General features: G+C 73.0%; 16 protein-coding genes. 7 read left to right on the top strand and 9 right to left on the bottom strand.

Annotation, left to right across the window (positions count from 1 at the left end; translation table 11 throughout):
* Both D3105_RS24085 and D3105_RS24090 read right to left on the bottom strand, forming a co-directional pair.
* Positions 1–686: DNA-formamidopyrimidine glycosylase family protein (locus D3105_RS24085; protein ID WP_118905139.1), on the bottom strand; the 686-nt coding region annotated here is incomplete at its 3' end.
* 81 nt (positions 687–767) lie between these two features.
* Positions 768–5,453, bottom strand: coding sequence for an Lhr family ATP-dependent helicase (locus D3105_RS24090; protein ID WP_118905140.1), 4,686 nt, complete (start codon positions 5,451–5,453; stop codon positions 768–770).
* 102 nt (positions 5,454–5,555) lie between these two features.
* Here D3105_RS24090 and D3105_RS24095 point away from each other — a divergent pair, with 102 nt between their 5' ends.
* The 3 genes from D3105_RS24095 (at position 5,556) to D3105_RS24105 (ending at position 7,626) form a co-directional block, all read left to right on the top strand.
* Complete coding sequence (locus D3105_RS24095) at positions 5,556–6,404, top strand: AraC family transcriptional regulator (RefSeq protein WP_118905141.1); 849 nt, start codon at positions 5,556–5,558, stop codon at positions 6,402–6,404.
* A gap of 95 nt (positions 6,405–6,499) precedes the next feature.
* On the top strand, positions 6,500–7,324 hold the full coding sequence (locus D3105_RS24100) for an AzlC family ABC transporter permease (RefSeq protein WP_118905142.1): 825 nt from the start codon (positions 6,500–6,502) through the stop codon (positions 7,322–7,324).
* Positions 7,321–7,626: an AzlD domain-containing protein gene (locus D3105_RS24105; protein WP_118905143.1), complete on the top strand. Its 306-nt coding sequence runs from the start codon at positions 7,321–7,323 to the stop codon at positions 7,624–7,626. Before D3105_RS24100 ends, D3105_RS24105 begins: the two co-directional genes overlap by 4 nt.
* A gap of 38 nt (positions 7,627–7,664) precedes the next feature.
* Here the strand turns inward: D3105_RS24105 and D3105_RS24110 are convergent, their stop codons facing one another.
* Positions 7,665–8,579: a hypothetical protein gene (locus D3105_RS24110; RefSeq protein ID WP_118905144.1), complete on the bottom strand. Its 915-nt coding sequence runs from the start codon at positions 8,577–8,579 to the stop codon at positions 7,665–7,667.
* Between the two features lie 79 nt (positions 8,580–8,658).
* On the opposite strand from D3105_RS24110, the gene D3105_RS24115 reads away from it, so the two are divergent.
* Positions 8,659–8,853: a DUF3046 domain-containing protein gene (locus D3105_RS24115; protein ID WP_030592235.1), complete on the top strand. Its 195-nt coding sequence runs from the start codon at positions 8,659–8,661 to the stop codon at positions 8,851–8,853.
* Positions 8,854–9,110: 257 nt separating this feature from the next.
* Positions 9,111–10,277 carry an AI-2E family transporter gene (locus D3105_RS24120; RefSeq protein WP_118905145.1) on the top strand — a complete coding sequence of 389 codons (1,167 nt, stop codon included), beginning with the start codon at positions 9,111–9,113 and terminating at the stop codon, positions 10,275–10,277.
* On the opposite strand, the gene D3105_RS24125 is transcribed toward D3105_RS24120, so the two are convergent.
* Together D3105_RS24125 and D3105_RS24130 are read right to left on the bottom strand one after the other, a co-directional pair.
* The gene (locus D3105_RS24125) at positions 10,268–11,152 is read right to left on the bottom strand and encodes an SDR family oxidoreductase (protein ID WP_118905146.1); all 885 of its coding nucleotides are present in this window, start codon (positions 11,150–11,152) and stop codon (positions 10,268–10,270) included. The genes D3105_RS24120 and D3105_RS24125 overlap by 10 nt on opposite strands.
* Positions 11,153–11,314: 162 nt before the next feature.
* Positions 11,315–11,935, bottom strand: coding sequence for a dihydrofolate reductase family protein (locus D3105_RS24130; protein ID WP_118905147.1), 621 nt, complete (start codon positions 11,933–11,935; stop codon positions 11,315–11,317).
* A 290-nt stretch (positions 11,936–12,225) separates the two neighbouring features.
* Between D3105_RS24130 and recA the strand changes: the two genes are divergently transcribed.
* Both recA and recX read left to right on the top strand, forming a co-directional pair.
* Positions 12,226–13,350: a recombinase RecA gene (gene recA / locus D3105_RS24135; RefSeq protein ID WP_118905148.1), complete on the top strand. Its 1,125-nt coding sequence runs from the start codon at positions 12,226–12,228 to the stop codon at positions 13,348–13,350.
* 3 nt (positions 13,351–13,353) lie between these two features.
* On the top strand, positions 13,354–14,106 hold the full coding sequence (gene recX, locus D3105_RS24140) for a recombination regulator RecX (RefSeq protein WP_118905149.1): 753 nt from the start codon (positions 13,354–13,356) through the stop codon (positions 14,104–14,106).
* Positions 14,107–14,153: 47 nt separating this feature from the next.
* Here the strand turns inward: recX and D3105_RS24145 are convergent, their stop codons facing one another.
* The 4 genes from D3105_RS24145 to D3105_RS36105 form a co-directional block, all read right to left on the bottom strand.
* Entirely contained in the window at positions 14,154–14,762 is a 609-nt protein-coding gene (locus tag D3105_RS24145; protein WP_118905150.1) for a DUF6197 family protein, read from the bottom strand.
* Positions 14,763–14,937: 175 nt separating this feature from the next.
* Positions 14,938–15,351, bottom strand: coding sequence for a rhodanese-like domain-containing protein (locus D3105_RS24150; protein WP_118905151.1), 414 nt, complete (start codon positions 15,349–15,351; stop codon positions 14,938–14,940).
* Positions 15,348–15,899 (bottom strand): cysteine dioxygenase, encoded by a 552-nt coding sequence (locus tag D3105_RS24155; RefSeq protein WP_425315757.1) that lies wholly within the window; start codon positions 15,897–15,899, stop codon positions 15,348–15,350. The genes D3105_RS24150 and D3105_RS24155 overlap by 4 nt, the downstream gene beginning before the upstream one ends.
* A 94-nt stretch (positions 15,900–15,993) precedes the next feature.
* Positions 15,994–16,140, bottom strand: a complete 147-nt coding sequence (locus D3105_RS36105) for a putative leader peptide (protein ID WP_425315756.1) — start codon at positions 16,138–16,140, stop codon at positions 15,994–15,996.
* Positions 16,141–16,172: the final 32 nt, after the last annotated feature.

Below are 16,172 nucleotides of genomic sequence, written 5' to 3' on the forward strand. Positions count from 1 at the left end.
GGGCGGAGGCCCCGGTTCAGCGGGGTGCGGAGTTCCGAAAGGATCGTCGTCGTGCGGGTGGGGCGGTCGCGGTTGGCGTGCAGCAGGCGCTCGGCGAGGGTGACGAGCCGGGGGAGTACGCCGTCGGGGAGGGCGCCCACGGGGAGCCACGGGGTGACGCGGGCGAGGAAGCAGAGTTCGCACTTGTAGACGTTGCCGATGCCCGCCAGATTGCGCTGGTCCAGGAGTGCTTCCCCGAGGGGGCGGTCCGGTGCGGCGAGCAGCCGCTCCAGTGCGAGGCCGGGGTCCCAGTCGGGGCCCAGCAGATCCGGTCCCAGATGCCCCACGGCCCGGTCCTCCTCGTCGGTGCGCAGGAGCTCCAGCACGGGGAGCCGGTAGCCGACGGCGGTGTGCTCGGTGTTGCCGAGGACCGCCCGGATCTGGTGGCCCGGGCCGCCCCGCCAGCGCTCGTCCGGGGCGAACACCCGCCAGGCCCCGTCCATCCGGAGGTGGCTGTGCAGGGTCAGGCCCCCCTCGATCCGGGTCAGCAGGTGCTTGCCGCGCGCGGTGACGTCCAGGACGGTCCGGCCGGTGAGGTCGGCGGTGGCGAAGCGGGGGACGCGCAGGTCCGACCGGGTCAGCACCTGCCCCGCCAGCGCCGCGTGCAGCCGGGCGGCGGTCTGCAGGACGGTGTCTCCTTCGGGCATGCCTCCATGATGGGCGCGCGGGGGCGCCCATGCGTCGACCCGGGTCCGCCGACCGGCCGCGGCAGGGTTCGATGACCCGGGTCAGGCGCGTAGGCGCAGGCCTCTCGGGGTGGCGAGGAAGCCGGCCGCCTCCAGTGTCCGGCCCAGGGGCGAGGTGAGGGAGGAGACGCCGTTCGTCCGCTCCACCGTCACCGTGCCCAGGGCTCCGGCGCGGGCCGAGGCGGCCAGGGCCTCGGCCGCCGCTCGCAGGGCCGGGGCCTCGGGGTCGGACGGCCAGGCCAGGAGGGTCTTGCCGCCGCGCTCCATGTAGAGCGTCAGCTCGCCGTCGACGAGGACCACCAGCGCCCCCGCCTTGCGGCCCGGCTTGTGTCCGGCGCCGTCCGGGGACTCCGGCCACGGCAGCGCCGCGCCGTACGCGTTGGCCGGGTCGGCCGCGGCGAGCACCAGGGCCTCGGGCGCGGTGTCCGGATCCCGGCGGTCACGCGCCGTGGAGGCCGCCCGCAGCCGGTCCACCGCCCCGTCCATCGCGAACTGGGCGGCCCCGAGACCCTCGACCACATAGCCGCGCCGCGCCTGCCCGCTGTCCTCGAAGGCCGCCAGGACGCGGTACGTCGCGGAGAAGCCGCCCTCCACCCCCTCGGCCTGCACCGCGCCGCGGGTCACCACGCCGTGCCGGTCGAGGAGGGTCCGGGCCAGGGCGTGGGCGCGGTGGGTGCGCTCCGGCTCGACCGGGGGCAGCAGGGACCAGCGGCCCGACACGGTCGGCGGGCCGGTCCGGGACGCGGTGCGGGCGGCGGCGGTGAGCGAGCCGTAACGCCCGCGCGGGACGCTGCGCCGGGAGCGGTGGGCGGTGGAGCCCGCCGTCCGCCCGGAGCCCAGGAGCGAGCGCAGCGGGGCCAGGGTGTCGTTGGTCAGCCGCCCGGACCAGGCCAGGTCCCACAGGGCGTCGGCCAGCTGCTGGTCCGTGCAGTCCGGGTGGGTGGTGGCCCGGACCTGGTCGGCGATCTGGCGGAAGAAGAGGCCGTATCCGCCGGAGAGCGCGGTGAGCACGGACTCGTGGAGCGCCGACAGCTCCAGCGGGTGCGGGGGAGGCAGGAGCAGCGGTGCGCTGTCGGCGAGGTGGAGGGAGACCCAGCCGTCCTTGCCGGGCAGCGCCCCCGCCCCCGCCCAGACGACCTCGCCCGTGGTCGTGAGCTCGTCGAGCATCGCCGGGGTGTAGCCGAGGACCCGGCTCGGCAGGATCAGCTTCTCCAGCGCCGACGCGGGCACGGGCGCGCCCTGGAGCTGCTCGACGGCGCGGGCCAGCCCGTCGATGCCCCGCAGCCGGTGGGAGCCGAAGTGCTGCCACTGGGGGAGGAAGGAGGCCAGGGCCGCGGGCGGCACGGGCTCCAGCTCCTGGCGGAGCGCCGCCAGCGACCGGCGGCGGAGCCGGCGCAGCACCGTGGCGTCGCACCATTCCTGGCCGATGCCCGCCGGGTGGAACTCGCCCTGGACGGTCCTGCCGGAGGCCGAGAGGCGTTGCAGCGCGCCGTCGGTGACGGCGGTGCCGAGCCCGAAGCGCTCGGCGGCCCGGGCGGCGGTGAACGGGCCGTGGGTCCGTGCGTACCGGGCGAGGAGGTCGCCGAGCGGGTCCTTCACCGGCTCGGTGAACGCCTCGGGGACGCCGACCGGAAGCGCGGTGCCCAAGGCGTCGCGCAGCCGGCCCGCGTCCTCGATCGCCGCCCAGTGGTCGGCGCCGGCGATCCGGACCTGGATCGCCCGGCGGGCCGTCGCCAGCTCCGGCGCCCAGGACGGCTCGGCGCCCCGCTCGGCCAGCTCCTCGTCGGTCAGCGGACCGAGCACACGCAGGAGGTCGGCGACCCCTTCGGCGTCCTTGACGCGCCGGTCCTCGGTCAGCCACTGCAACTCCCGCTCGAGCTCGGTGAGGACCTCGGGGTCGAGCAGCTCGCGCAGCTCCGCTTGGCCCAGCAGCTCGGCCAGAAGATGGGAATCCAGGGAGAGCGCGGCGGCCCGCCGCTCGGCCAGCGGCGAGTCGCCCTCGTACAGGAACTGGGCCACATAACCGAAGAGGAGCGAGCGGGCGAAGGGAGAGGGCTCCTGGGTGGTCACCTCGACCAGCCGGACCCGGCGCGCCTCCAGATCGCCCATCAGTTCCGTGAGCCCGGGGACGTCGAACACATCCTGGAGGCATTCGCGGACGGCCTCCAGAACGATCGGGAAGGAGCCGAACTCCGAGGCGACCTGGAGCAGCTGGGAGGCCCGTTGGCGCTGCTGCCAGAGCGGGGTGCGCTTGCCGGGGGAGCGCCGGGGCAGCAGCAGGGCGCGCGCGGCGCACTCCCGGAACCGGGCGGCGAACAGGGCCGATCCGCCCACCTGGTCGGTGACGATCTGCTGGACCTCGCCCTGGTCGAAGACGACGTCGGCCGCCGCCACCGGGGGCTGGTCGCTGTCGTACGCCAGGGCTCCCGGCGGGGGGGCGTCCTTCCCGGCGTCGGAGGTCCCCGGAGGGTCGAAGTCGAGCAGATCCAAACCCATCATGTCCGCGTCGGGCAGCCGCAGCACGATCCCGTCGTCGGCGTGCATGACCTGGGCGTCCATGCCGTAGCGCTCACCGAGGCGGGCGGAGAGGGCGAGTGCCCAGGGGGCGTGCACCTGGGCGCCGAAGGGGGAGTGCACGACGACCCGCCAGTCGCCCAGCTCGTCCCGGAACCGCTCGACCAGGATGGTCCGGTCGTCCGGCACATGGCCGCAGGCCCGGCGCTGCTCGTCCAGATAGGCCAGGATGTTGTCCGCCGCCCAGGCGTCGAGTCCGGCGGCGAGCAGCCGCAGCCGGGCATCCTCCTCGGACAGGCCGCCGATCTCACGGAGGAACGCCCCCAGGGCGCGGCCGAGCTCCAGCGGGCGGCCCAGCTGGTCGCCCTTCCAGAACGGCAGCCTCCCCGGAACGCCCGGGGCGGGTGAGACGAGGACCCGGTCCCGGGTGATGTCCTCGATCCGCCAGGACGTGGTGCCCAGGGTGAAGACGTCCCCGACGCGGGACTCGTAGACCATCTCCTCGTCCAGCTCGCCGACCCGGCCGCCGCCCTTCTTCGGGTCCGCCCCGGCCAGGAAGACGCCGAAGAGACCGCGGTCCGGGATGGTGCCGCCCGAGGTGACGGCGAGCCGCTGCGCACCGGGGCGGCCCGTGACCATACCCCCCACGCGGTCCCACACCACCCGGGGGCGCAGCTCCGCGAAGGCGTCGGAGGGATAGCGTCCGGCGAGCATGTCGAGCACGGCGGTGAACGCCGACTCGGGCAGTGAGGCGAACGGGGCGGCCCGCCGCACCAGGGCCAGCAGGTCGTCGGCCTGCCAGCTGTCCAGGGCCACCATGGCGACCAGCTGCTGCGCCAGGACGTCCAGCGGATTGGCCGGGACGCGCAGCGCCTCGATGGCCCCCTCGCGCATCCGCTCGGTGACCACGGCGGCCTGCACCAGATCGCCCCGGTACTTGGGGAAGACCACTCCGGTCGAGACCGCGCCCACCTGGTGTCCGGCCCGGCCCACCCGCTGCAGCCCGGAGGCGACGGAGGGCGGGGACTCCACCTGGACCACCAGGTCCACCGCGCCCATGTCGATGCCCAGCTCCAGGCTGGAGGTGGCCACCACGGCGGGCAGCCGGCCCGCTTTGAGGTCCTCCTCGACCTGGGCTCGCTGCTCCTTGGAGACCGAGCCGTGGTGGGCGCGGGCCAGCAGGGCGGGGGCGCCCTTGCCCGCCCCGGACTGGGCCATGACCTCGGCGGGGGCGTGCGCCTCCGGCAGCGCGGGGGCCGGGTCGTCGGGGTCGAAGGCGGTGCCGGTCACCCGCTCGTAGGCGATCTCGTTCAGCCGGTTGCACAGGCGCTCCGCCAGTCGCCGGGAGTTGGCGAAGACGATGGTGGAGCGGTGCGACTGGACGAGATCGGCGATGCGCTCCTCGACATGCGGCCAGATCGAGGGCTTGTCCGCCTGGCCGGAGTCGCCGTCGGTGGCGGGGGAGCCGCCCAGCTCGCCCAGATCCTCGACCGGGACGACGACCGAGAGGTCGAACTCCTTGGTGGACCGGGGCTGGACGATCTCCACCTTGCGCTGCGGCGACAGGAAGCGGGCCACCTCGTCGACCGGCCGGACCGTCGCGGACAGGCCGATGCGCCGGGCGGGCCGGGCCAGCAGCTCGTCGAGCCGCTCCAGGGAGAGGGCGAGGTGGGCGCCCCGCTTCGTCCCGGCGACCGCGTGCACCTCGTCGAGGATCACCGTCTCGACGCCCGCCAGCGCGTCCCGGGCGGAGGACGTCAGCATCAGGAACAGCGATTCCGGCGTGGTGATCAGGATGTCCGGCGGCCGGGTCACCATGGAGCGCCGCTCGGCCGGCGGGGTGTCCCCGGAGCGGATGCCGACGCGCACCTCCGGCTCCGGCAGGCCCAGGCGCACCGACTCCTGGCGGATGCCCGTCAGCGGCGAGCGGAGATTGCGCTCGACGTCGACGGCGAGGGCCTTCAGCGGAGACACGTACAGCACCCGGCAGCGCTTCTTGGCGTCGGCGGGCGGCGGCTCGGCGGCCAGCCGGTCCAGCGAGGCGAGGAACGCGGCCAGCGTCTTGCCGGAACCGGTCGGCGCGACGACCAGGACGTCACTGCCCTCGCCGATCGCCCGCCAGGCGCCCTCCTGCGCGGCGGTGGGCGCGCTGAAGGCCCCGGCGAACCAACTGCGGGTCGCGGGCGAGAACGCGTCGAGCGCGGATCCGGTCATGTCCCCCATCGTGCACCCCGCCACTGACAACGGGCCGGTGACACCGCACGCGGTGGCCCGCTCGGCCGGTCGCGCACGACCCCGACCTGCGAGAATGGCCTCATGGCGGGAGCGGACGGCGCGGCGGAGTGGGCACGGCACTGGCAGTACGCCGCGCTGCCCGACCTCGATCTGCTGCGCGCCCGGTACGTCCGCCACACCTTCCCCCGGCACAGCCACGAGGGCTATGTCTTCGGGGCGGTCACCGGCGGGGTGGAGGACGTGGGACTGCCGGGAGGCACGGTCCACGCGATCCCCGGAACCGTCGTCATGATCAACCCCGAGGTGCCGCACACCGCACGCTCCGGGGCGCCCGAGGGCTGGGTGTACTCCACGCTCTACCCGTCGGCCCGGGTCGTCAACGACATCGCGGCCGAGGTGACGTCCCTGCGCGGTACGGTCGGCTTCGCCGAGACCCGGGTGAGCGACCCCCACGCCTCCCGGCTGATCACCGAGGTGCACCGGGCGGCGGAGGAGGGCAACGCGCTGGCGGCCGACAGCCTGCTGCGGGTCCTGGTCACCCGGCTCCTCAGCCGGCACGGCAGCCCGTTGCCCCGGCTGACCGCGCACGCCGGGGGTGCGCGGAACGCCGTACGCGCCCGCGCAGCGCTGGAGGAGCGCATGGCCGATCCGCCCACGCTGGAATCCCTCGCCACCGAGCTGGGCACCGGCCCGTTCGCGCTGCTGAGGGCCTTCAAGAAGGAGTACGGGATGCCGCCCCACACCTGGCTCACGGACGCCCGGGTGCGCAGGGCCCGCCGCATGCTCGACGCCGGGGTGGCCCCCGCCGAGGCCGCGACCGCCGTCGGCTTCACGGATCAGCCGCACCTCAATCGCCACTTCACCCGGATCGTGGGTGTGCCACCGGGCGCGTACCAGCGCGAGCGCGGAGTGCTGCGGCCCGGTCGGTGAAGCGCGCGCGGACACACCGGAGTCACCGAAAGCACCGTCCGGGCGTGCAAGAACGTACAAGACCGGGCCCGGACTATCCCCGTAGCGTTCCGGGCGTGGCAGAACAGACAGCACTCCCAGAGAGCACCGGCACGCCCGGTGCCATATCCGCCGGTCCGCCCGGCCCGGCGGCCGAGGCCCGGCCGGACAAGCCGGACGCGGCCGTCGTCCGGGACGCGCTCGGCGTCGGCATCGCCGTCGGCCTCTCGGGCTTCGCCTTCGGCGTCACCTCCGCCGGCTCCGGCCTCAGCCTGCTCCAGACCTGCGTCCTGAGCCTTCTCGTCTTCACCGGCGCCTCGCAGTTCGCCCTGGTCGGGGCGCTGGCCGCAGGCGGCAACCCGTACACCGCGGCGGCCGGGGCGTTCTTCCTGGGCGTCCGGAACGCGTTCTACGGTCTGCGCCTCTCCCAACTGCTCGCCCTACCCCGTGCGGTACGGCCGTTCGCCGCCCACTGGGTCATCGACGAGACGACCGCCGTCACCCTGCCCCAGCCCACCCGGCGGGCCGCGCGCATCGGCTTCACGGTCACCGGACTCACCCTCTACGTGCTGTGGAACCTCACCACCCTGGTCGGTGCTCTGGGCGCCGAGGCGCTGGGCGACACCGACGCGTGGGGCCTCGACGCCGCGAGTCCCGCGGTGTTCCTCGCGCTGCTCGCGCCGATGCTCAGGAGCACCACCGAACGCGTCACGGCGGGACTGGCCGTCGTCCTGGCCCTGACACTGCTGCCCGTGCTGCCGGCGGGGGTGCCCGTCCTGCTGTCGGCGCTCGCCGCGCCCGTTGTCCTGTTCCTCATGGGACGGACGAAGCGGGGACCGGGCGACGGGAAGGGTTCGAACGGCGCGGTGACACAGCGGAAGAAGGGTGAGCGGGACTCATGAACGTCTGGATTGCCATCGGACTGACCGTGGCGGGCTGCTACCTCGCCAAACTTCTGGGCCTCCTGGTGCCCGCCGGCGTACTGGAGCGGCCGATCGTCCAGCGCATGGCCGCCCTGCTGCCCGTGGCGCTGCTGGCGGCGCTCACCGCGCAGCAGACCTTCGGCGACGGCCAGCAGCTCGTCCTCGACGCCCGTGCCGCCGGTCTCGGCGCGGCGGCACTCGCCCTGGTGCTTCGCGCCCCCTTCCTGGTCGTCGTCGGCGCGGGCGTTCTGGTCACGGCGGGCGTACGGGCGCTGGCCTGAGCCAGGGGGCCGACCTCCTGTGCGGCCTGCCGCGGTGGTCAGCCGAGCGGGCGACCGTACGCGCGGAGCGTCTCCAGGGCCCTGAGCGTCACCAGCGGGCGCCCTTCCAACGCGGTTCCCGGCGCCCACCGACGCCAGGTCACGGGCCATCCGCCGTCGTCCTGCTGTTCCGCCGCCAGGTGGTCGAGCGATCGCTCCAGCTCCTCGTCGGTGAACCAGCGGTGGGCCAGGGACCCGGGCGTACGGGCGTAGTCGTGCGGGAAGTGGTGCTCGCCGGGGGCGTAGCCCGTCGCCACCGGGTACTCCGCCCGCCGGGACGGGTCGAGCACCGCGAGTCGCTGCTCGCGCACCAGGCGGCCGATGCGGTCCGCGGCCGCCTCGGCGCGGGCCCGGTCCGGGGCGCCGTCCAGGAAGGCGACCGCGGCTTCGACCTCGTAGGGATGGGACTGCTCCAGAGCCTCGACGGCGCTCCAGCAGAAGTCCGTCGCCCGGAACAGCCAGGCGTTCCACACCTGATTGCCGTGCAGCAGCCCGACGACCGGGCCGGTCGCGAGCAGCTCCGCCGGCGGGTCGTCCACGATCGGGATGAAGGGGGCCGCGGGATAGCCGCGCTGCGTGGGCAGCAGAGCGGGCAGCGCGCCTTCTTTGGTCGATACATCGGTCAGAAAGCGGCAGATCCGTTCAACGCGCTGTCCGTCGCAGCGGTCGATCGAGTCGAGAACGCTCAGTGCGTGGGCGGTGTGCAGCGGCTGGCTGACCGGGCCCCGGAGGTCGGGTTCCAGTGCGTGACCGTAGCCGCCGTCCTTGTTGAGGTAGGCGGTCAGGGCCGTCTCGACGGCGTCGGGATCTCCGCCCAGGAAGGCATGGGCGAACCTCCTCTGTTCGAGGACGCGGGCGGTGAGCCAGATGAACTGCTCGGCACGGGCGAGGGTGTGTGCTCCGGTTCCAGCCATGGACCGACCGTAGAGGGCCAAGGGGCCTGGCACATGCCAGGTGGACCTGCTGCACCCTCAGGAGCGGGATACTGGTGGCATGCGGTTGACGATTTTCTGGGAGCGGATGGCCGACCACTTCGGTGCGGCGTACGCGGACTCCTTCGCCCGTGACCATGTGATGGCCGAACTCGGCGGTCGCACGGTGCACCAGGCCCTGGATGCGGGCTGGGACGCCAAGGACGTCTGGCGCGGGGTCTGTGCGGCCATGGACGTCCCGGCGGACAAGCGCTGAACGTCTCACGAACGTCCAGGACGCCCCCGAGCGTCCCTGCTGCCCCGGCGGGCAGGCGCTGAACCTGTGAGACCCCGATTTCGGTGGGAACGGAGCCGGAGAAGCCGGTTCGGGGCGGGGGACGGGTTGTCCGTGGCGTAGGCGAGACTTGTCCCGTGTCATCGACAGACGAGAGCGCCCCGGCCCAGCCGTCCGCCTCCCCGCCCGCTCCGCCGGCCGCCCCACCCGCGCCGCCGTCCGGATCCGGCGGGGTCCGCATGCCCGGCTGGCTGCCGCGTGCGATGGTGCTGGCCCTGGCGCTCTACGCGTGCTTCCAGCTCGGAAGTTGGGCGTTCGACCAGCTCATCGGGTTGCTGACGAACGTTCTGATCGCGTTCTTCCTCGCGCTCGCCATCGAGCCCGCGGTCGGCCGGATGGCGGCTCGCGGGATGCGCCGCGGGCTCGCCACGTTCCTCGTCTTCCTATGTGTGACGATCTTCGGCGTCGGATTCGTGGTGCTGCTCGGGTCGATGCTCGCGGGCCAGATCGTCGACATGGTCGACGAGTTCCCCAAGTACATCGACTCGGTGATCAACTGGGTCAACCAGACCTTCCGCACCGAACTCTCCCGGGTCGAGGTCCAGGACAGCCTGCTGCACTCCGACTGGCTGCAGAAGTACGTCCAGAACAGCGCCACCGGAGTGCTCGACGTCTCCACCACGGTGCTGGGCGGGCTGTTCCGGCTGCTGACGATCTTCCTGTTCTCCTTCTACTTCGCGGCCGACGGCCCCCGGCTCCGCCGCGCCCTGTGCTCCGTCCTGCCGCCGGCCCGGCAGACCGAGGTGCTGCGCGCCTGGGAGATCGCGGTCGACAAGACCGGCGGCTACATCTACTCGCGCGGCCTGATGGCGCTGATCTCCGGCGTCGCGCACTACATCCTGCTGGTCATCCTCGAAGTGCCCTACGCCCCGGCGCTCGCGGTCTGGGTCGGACTCGTCTCGCAGTTCATCCCCACCATCGGCACGTATCTCGCGGGCGCCCTGCCCATGCTGATCGCCTTCACGGTCGACCCCTGGTACGCGCTGTGGGTGCTCGGCTTCGTCGTGATCTACCAGCAGTTCGAGAACTATGTGCTCCAGCCCAAGCTGACCGCGAAGACCGTCGACATCCACCCCGCGGTCGCCTTCGGTTCGGTCATCGCCGGCACGGCCCTGCTCGGTGCGGTCGGAGCGCTGGTCGCCATCCCCGCGATCGCCACGCTCCAGGCGTTCCTGGGCGCCTATGTGAAGCGGTACGACGTCATGGACGACCCGCGCATGCACGGGGGAAGCAGCCGCGCGCCCGGGAAGCCGTTGCCGTCACGTATGCGCCGCCTGCTGCAAGGACCCCGGGCCGGCGGCCGCGGGGGAGCGGAAGGGACGTCAGACGGGCCGCGTCAGCGGTAGCCCGTCACGTCGGCCGGGAGGCCCGGGTCCTGGACTTCGGTCAGATAGCGCCAGGCGTCGGGCCGGTCCCCGTCCACGTCGGTGAAGCCGTACACCCGGGCGAGCTGCCCGCTGGAGAGCGACCTGCCGTTCCAGCGGGCCACCTCGGGATCGCCGGCGAGGGCGGCGACGGCACGGCCGACGTACGCGGGTGACTCGGAGATCGCGAAGTGGGGCGCGTGCGCGACGGCGTCGCGCCAGGTCGCCTCGGTCACCCCGTGGGCCTGGAGCATGGCCTCGGACCGGAGCCAGCCCGGGGTCAGCGCCACCGCCGTCGCACCGTGCGGGGCGAGTTCATGGCCGAGGGCGAAGGCCATCCGGTTCACCGCGGCCTTCGCCAGATCGTAGAAGAACGAGACGCGGTAGTGGGACGCGTTGTACTCGTCCGTCCCGTCGGTCATCTCGACGACCAGCCCGCCCGGTGTCTCGATCAGCAGCGGCAGCGCGAAGTGACTGGTGATGGCGTGGGTGTCGACGGCCAGCCGCAGGGTGTGCAGTCCGGTGTCGAGCGACGACTCCCACACCGGCTTGTCCCACTCGATCGCCGCGCCCCAGATGTCGTTCACCAGGATGTGCAGGGCCCCCTGCTCGCTCGCGATCCGGGCCACGAGGGCCCTGACCCGGTCGGGGACCAGATGGTCGACCTGGACGGCGATGCCCCGTCCGCCCGCCGCGTCGACCAGGGCCGCGGTCTCCTCGATCGTCTCGGGCCGGTCCATCTCGGAGCGCTCGGAGCCGCTGGTTCGGCCGGTCACGTACACGGTCGCCCCGGCGGCGCCGAGCTGGACGGCGATGCCTCTCCCGGCCCCGCGGGTGCCACCGGCGACGAGCGCCACACGACCGGCCAGGTCGGGGCCGGGACGCTGCCCGTCGTGGGGTGCTCCGGGCTCCGTAGTAGCTCCCATACCGACCGAATATAGGGTGATCCGCCAGATTGCGCAGGCGGTCGACGGCCTGGCCGGGCCGCCGGGGCAGGGCGTCGGGTTCAGGGCGTCGGGTCAGGACAGGACGCGGTAGGTCACATGGGTCACCGCGTCCCCCGTGCGCGTCTCGACCTGCTCGAGATCCAGTGACGGTACGCCGTCGAAGAGGCGGGTGCCGGCGCCGAGCGTGAACGGCACGATGTGCAGCCTCAGCTCGTCGATCAGGCCCGCGGCGAGGTACTGGTTGATGGTCCGCGCACCGCCGTGGATCGACACGTCGCGGTCTCCGGCGGCCTCGCGGGCCCGGTGGAGCGCGGACTCGATGCCGTCGGTGACGAAGTGGAACGTGGTGCCGCCGCCCATGGGCTGCGGGTCGCGCGGGTGGTGGGTGAGCACGAAGACGGGGGCGTGGTACGGGGGGTCGTCGCCCCACCAGCCCTTCCACGCGCGATCCCACGTACCGCGTACGGGGCCGAACATGTTGCGGCCCATGATGAAGGCGCCGACCGTCGCCAGCCGGTCGAGTTCGGCCTGGCGCAGCTCCGGCGTCGCGAACATCCACGAGTGCAGCCGGTCGCCCCGGCCGTCGCCGCCGTCCTCGCCGAACGGACGCTCTTCGCTCTGGTCGCGCCCGGCCGAGTAGCCGTCCACGGAGATCGAGAGGTCGCAGGTGACCCTGCCTGGATGTCCGGTCATGGTGCCGTCCTCCTGTGGTGTGCGGCGCCTGGTCGGTGAACCGTCCGATGCGGCTGTCACGGGGGGACCGCCGAGGGCCCGCGAACTCATCGTGCCATCGTGCCGCCGCTCCCGCGTGGTGCGCTTGACACGGAAATCGAACATCCATTCTGATGGAATTCCGGCCGGGTTTTCCCGGGCCCGGCCGTGGAGTTGTCCACAGGTCGGGAGGACGTCGAGGCCCATTGTCAGTGGCAGGGGTTAGCGTCTGTGACGTGAAGCGATCGACTCAAGCAAATCGGGTGGAACCCATGGCAGGAACCGACCGCGAGAAGGCGTTGGACGCCGCGCTCGCACAGATTGAACGACAGTTCGGCAAGGGCGCGGTGATGCGCCTCGGTGAGCGGCCGAACGAGCCCATCGAGGTCATCCCCACGGGGTCGACCGCCCTCGACGTCGCCCTCGGCGTCGGCGGTCTGCCGCGCGGCCGCGTGGTGGAGGTGTACGGACCGGAGTCCTCCGGTAAGACGACGCTGACGCTGCACGCCGTGGCGAACGCGCAGAAGCTCGGCGGCTCGGTGGCGTTCATCGACGCCGAGCACGCGCTGGACCCGGAGTACGCGAAGAAGCTCGGCGTCGACATCGACAGCCTCATCCTGTCCCAGCCGGACAACGGTGAGCAGGCGCTGGAGATCGTCGACATGCTGGTGCGCTCGGGCGCCCTGGACCTGATCGTCATCGACTCCGTGGCGGCCCTGGTGCCCCGCGCGGAGATCGAGGGCGAGATGGGCGACTCGCACGTGGGTCTCCAGGCCCGCCTGATGAGCCAGGCCCTCCGCAAGATCACCAGTGCGCTCAACCAGTCCAAGACCACCGCGATCTTCATCAACCAGCTCCGCGAGAAGATCGGCGTGATGTTCGGCTCCCCGGAGACCACGACCGGTGGCCGGGCGCTGAAGTTCTACGCCTCCGTGCGCCTCGACATCCGCCGGATCGAGACGCTCAAGGACGGCACCGACGCGGTCGGCAACCGCACCCGCGTCAAGGTCGTCAAGAACAAGGTCGCCCCGCCGTTCAAGCAGGCGGAGTTCGACATCCTCTACGGCCAGGGCATCAGCCGCGAGGGCGGACTGATCGACATGGGCGTGGAGCACGGCTTCGTCCGCAAGGCCGGCGCCTGGTACACGTACGAGGGCGACCAGCTCGGCCAGGGCAAGGAGAACGCCCGCAACTTCCTCAAGGACAACCCCGACCTCGCCAACGAGATCGAGAAGAAGATCCTGGAGAAGCTGGGCGTCGGTGTCCGCCCGGACGCCGCCGCGGGCGAGCCCGGAGCGGACGCGGCCGCGGCACCGGCGGCCGACACGGCGGCGAAGCCGGCGACCACCGCGACCGCCAAGGCCAAGCCGGCCAAGACCGCGGCGGCCAAGAGCTAGGCCGTGACGCGTCGTACGGAGTGGCCGGACAGCCCTGCCGAGCCCGGCGGCGACGCCGGATCCGGTGACGGGCCCACCGACGCGTCCGCCGCCGCGCGGGGGGCGGCAGCGGGCGATGTCGAGGTGCGGTCCGGGCGCCGCTCACGCGGTGGAGCGGGCGCCGGGAGCGGATTCGGCGAAGGAGCGGGCCGCCGTGCCCGCTCCGGCACCAGAAGCAGCGGCTCCCCCTCCTCGTCGAGGGCCGAGAAGGGGGAGCCGCGTGACCCGGTCGAGCAGGCGCGCAACATCTGCCTGCGGCTGCTCACCGGGACACCGCGGACGCGTAAACAGCTCGCGGACGCCCTGCGCAAGCGGGAGATCCCGGACGAGGCGGCCGAGGAAGTGCTCGCCCGCTTCGAGGACGTCGGGCTGATCGACGACGCGGCGTTCGCCGGGGCGTGGGTGGAGTCCCGGCACCACGGCCGGGGGCTCGCGCGCCGTGCCCTCGTCCGTGAGCTGCGGACGAAGGGCGTGGACTCCGCCGTGATCGACGAGGCGGTCGGGCAGCTCGACTCGGACCAGGAGGAGGAGACGGCGCGCGAGCTCGTGGCCCGCAAGCTCCGCTCCACACGGGGCCTGGACCGGGACAAGCGGCTGCGCCGCCTGGCGGGGATGCTCGCCCGCAAGGGATACGGGGAAGGCATGGCCCTGCGGGTGGTGCGTCAGGCGCTGGAGGAGGAGGGCGAGGATACGGAGGGCCTGGACGAGCCTTTCTGATGCCGATCCTCCGACGTCAGCCACTGCCCCGGCGCTACTGCCCGGCGCTACTGCCCGGCCAGGGACGCGCGGCGGATGGTGGCGTCGACGAGGGCAAGGGCGTCGGCGGCGGTGCGGCCGGGATGGCGGTTCCAGGGGCCGATCAAGCCCGGCCACCCCTGCGCGCGCAGCTCCGTGATCAGCCAGGCCCCGGCGCGGTCCACGGTGTCGAGGGAGCCGTAGCCGAGGCGGTGCGCGGAGATCATCGCGCCGCAGACACAGCGTGCTCCCCGGGCGTTCCGCAGCCGGTACGGGGTGTTCTGCCAGCCCCACTCCACCAGGATCTGCCGGGCGTGACCGAGATGGGCCGAGGGGCGCAGGTCGCTCTGCCCGACCCGCCGCCAGAGGTGGACTCGGTCGGGCAGCATCGCCCCCAGCCGTCCGGGCAGCGGGCGCTGGTGCGGAGGCGGCGCGGGGAGAGCACGCAGGGTGTCGTCGATCAGCCGGTCCACGGGTACGGACAGCAGGCTCCGCCAGTCGGAGGGCCGTGCGGGTCCGGGAGCGGGGTCGGCGGCGGTGTGCTCCCAGCCCGTGACGATCTGCTGCCACGCCTGGGTGTCGTGCAGCCGGGCAGCCTGGCCGTCGAGCTGGTCGGGGGTGAGGACAGCGGTCGCCATATGCGGTCATCTCCGTGAATTTCGGTCCTCTGTGTGAGGCGAATGTCGGTCACGCGCGGCGATTGCTCCAGTGGAACGTGGCGTTCGGGTGTGGGGCAGCAGAGATCTGGTGCCTGACCTCAGGTGTCAGGCGCCAGGTGCCAAGGGGCGGGTGCCGGGTTGGGAGGTCCAGGCGTCAGGTGGAGGCGACCGGGAGTCCTGCCGCGCGCCACGCCTGGAAGCCGCCGATCAGATCGGTGGCCCGGTGCAGTCCCAGCTGCCGCAGCGAGGCGACCGCGAGGCTGGAGGCGTACCCCTCGTTGCAGATGATGACGACCTGGAGGTCGTGGCCGACCGCCTCGGGTGCGCGGTGGCTGCCCCGTGGGTCGAGCCGCCATTCCAGTTCGTTGCGCTCGACGACCAGCGCGCCGGGGATCAGGCCGTCCCGGTCGCGGAGGGCCGCGTACCGGATGTCCACGAGCAGCGCCCCGGCCTCCGCGGCTGCGGCGGCCTCGCGCGGGTCGATCCGGTCATAGCCGGCCCTGACCCGCTCCAGCAGTTCGTCGATGCCCACCGGGACAGGGGCGTCCGTGCTCCGGTTCTCGCTCACTGCCAGTCCTCGGGGCTCTCGGTCTGCTCCAGCCGGAGCACGGCACCGGTGCGGCTGAACCGGCGGATCCGCGGCAGCGGCGGGTAGTAGGCGTGGACGGAGACCGCGTGCACGTCCTCGGACTCGTTGAGGACCTCGTGGACGTGGTTCTGCCCGAAGGCCCGGCCCTGACCGGTCGCCAGCTCCCTCGACCGGTCCACCCCGTCTGCCAGCTCCAGCGTCTTCCAGCCGTCGGTGGGCAGCCGTACGGCCAGCGAGTGCTCCTTGAGGGCGCCGGCCGCCGTCGTGAACGCGCCGATCGAGTCGGCGTGATCGTGCCAGCCCGTACCCGTGCCGGGCGGCCAGCCGATCAGCCACGCCTCGCTGCCGCCGGGGCCGTCGAGGCGGATCCAGGTGCGGCCCTCCGGATCGAGGGGCAACGAGGCGATGAGCGCCTCGTCCCGGGCGGTGCGGCGGACGAACTCCAGCAGCTCCGCGATCGTCGGCGCAGCGGCAGCGGAAGAGGAGGAAACAGGGGAAGGAGAAGGCACCGAGCCGGCCGTGGGCACGGCGGAGTGAGCGGAAGACACGAGGACCGTCCTGAGAGTTCGCGCGGGGTTCCGGCCGTGCGGAAAGCGGCACGGACCGGCGGAGGGAGGCGATTCAGCAGGACGAGCGACACACGCAGCCCGCGTAACGGACGAGGTCCATATGGACCCTCCGCCACAGGCGCACATCGGTGTCGGTCATGATCTGGAGTACACCACGCGTGCCCGTAGCGGTCAATGTGCGTCCGCCGCGGACGCACATTGACCGCTACGGGCACGCGTGGTGTACTCCAG

It is taken from the genome of Streptomyces globisporus (genome assembly GCF_003501885.1).
GTDB lineage: Bacteria > Actinomycetota > Actinomycetes > Streptomycetales > Streptomycetaceae > Streptomyces > Streptomyces globisporus_D.

Bases quoted from the DNA above. Each gene is read 5' to 3' on its own strand.
- D3105_RS24090 (WP_118905140.1), bottom strand. From the start codon at position 5,453: ATGACCGGATCCGCGCTCGACGCGTTCTCGCCCGCGACCCGCAGTTGG.
- D3105_RS24095 (WP_118905141.1), top strand. From the start codon at position 5,556: ATGGCGGGAGCGGACGGCGCGGCGGAGTGGGCACGGCACTGGCAGTAC.
- D3105_RS24105 (WP_118905143.1), top strand. From the start codon at position 7,321: ATGAACGTCTGGATTGCCATCGGACTGACCGTGGCGGGCTGCTACCTC.
- D3105_RS24110 (WP_118905144.1), bottom strand. From the start codon at position 8,579: ATGGCTGGAACCGGAGCACACACCCTCGCCCGTGCCGAGCAGTTCATC.
- D3105_RS24115 (WP_030592235.1), top strand. From the start codon at position 8,659: ATGCGGTTGACGATTTTCTGGGAGCGGATGGCCGACCACTTCGGTGCG.
- D3105_RS24120 (WP_118905145.1), top strand. From the start codon at position 9,111: ATGCCCGGCTGGCTGCCGCGTGCGATGGTGCTGGCCCTGGCGCTCTAC.
- D3105_RS24130 (WP_118905147.1), bottom strand. From the start codon at position 11,935: ATGACCGGACATCCAGGCAGGGTCACCTGCGACCTCTCGATCTCCGTG.
- recA (WP_118905148.1), top strand. From the start codon at position 12,226: ATGGCAGGAACCGACCGCGAGAAGGCGTTGGACGCCGCGCTCGCACAG.
- D3105_RS24145 (WP_118905150.1), bottom strand. From the start codon at position 14,762: ATGGCGACCGCTGTCCTCACCCCCGACCAGCTCGACGGCCAGGCTGCC.
- D3105_RS36105 (WP_425315756.1), bottom strand. From the start codon at position 16,140: ATGTGCGTCCGCGGCGGACGCACATTGACCGCTACGGGCACGCGTGGT.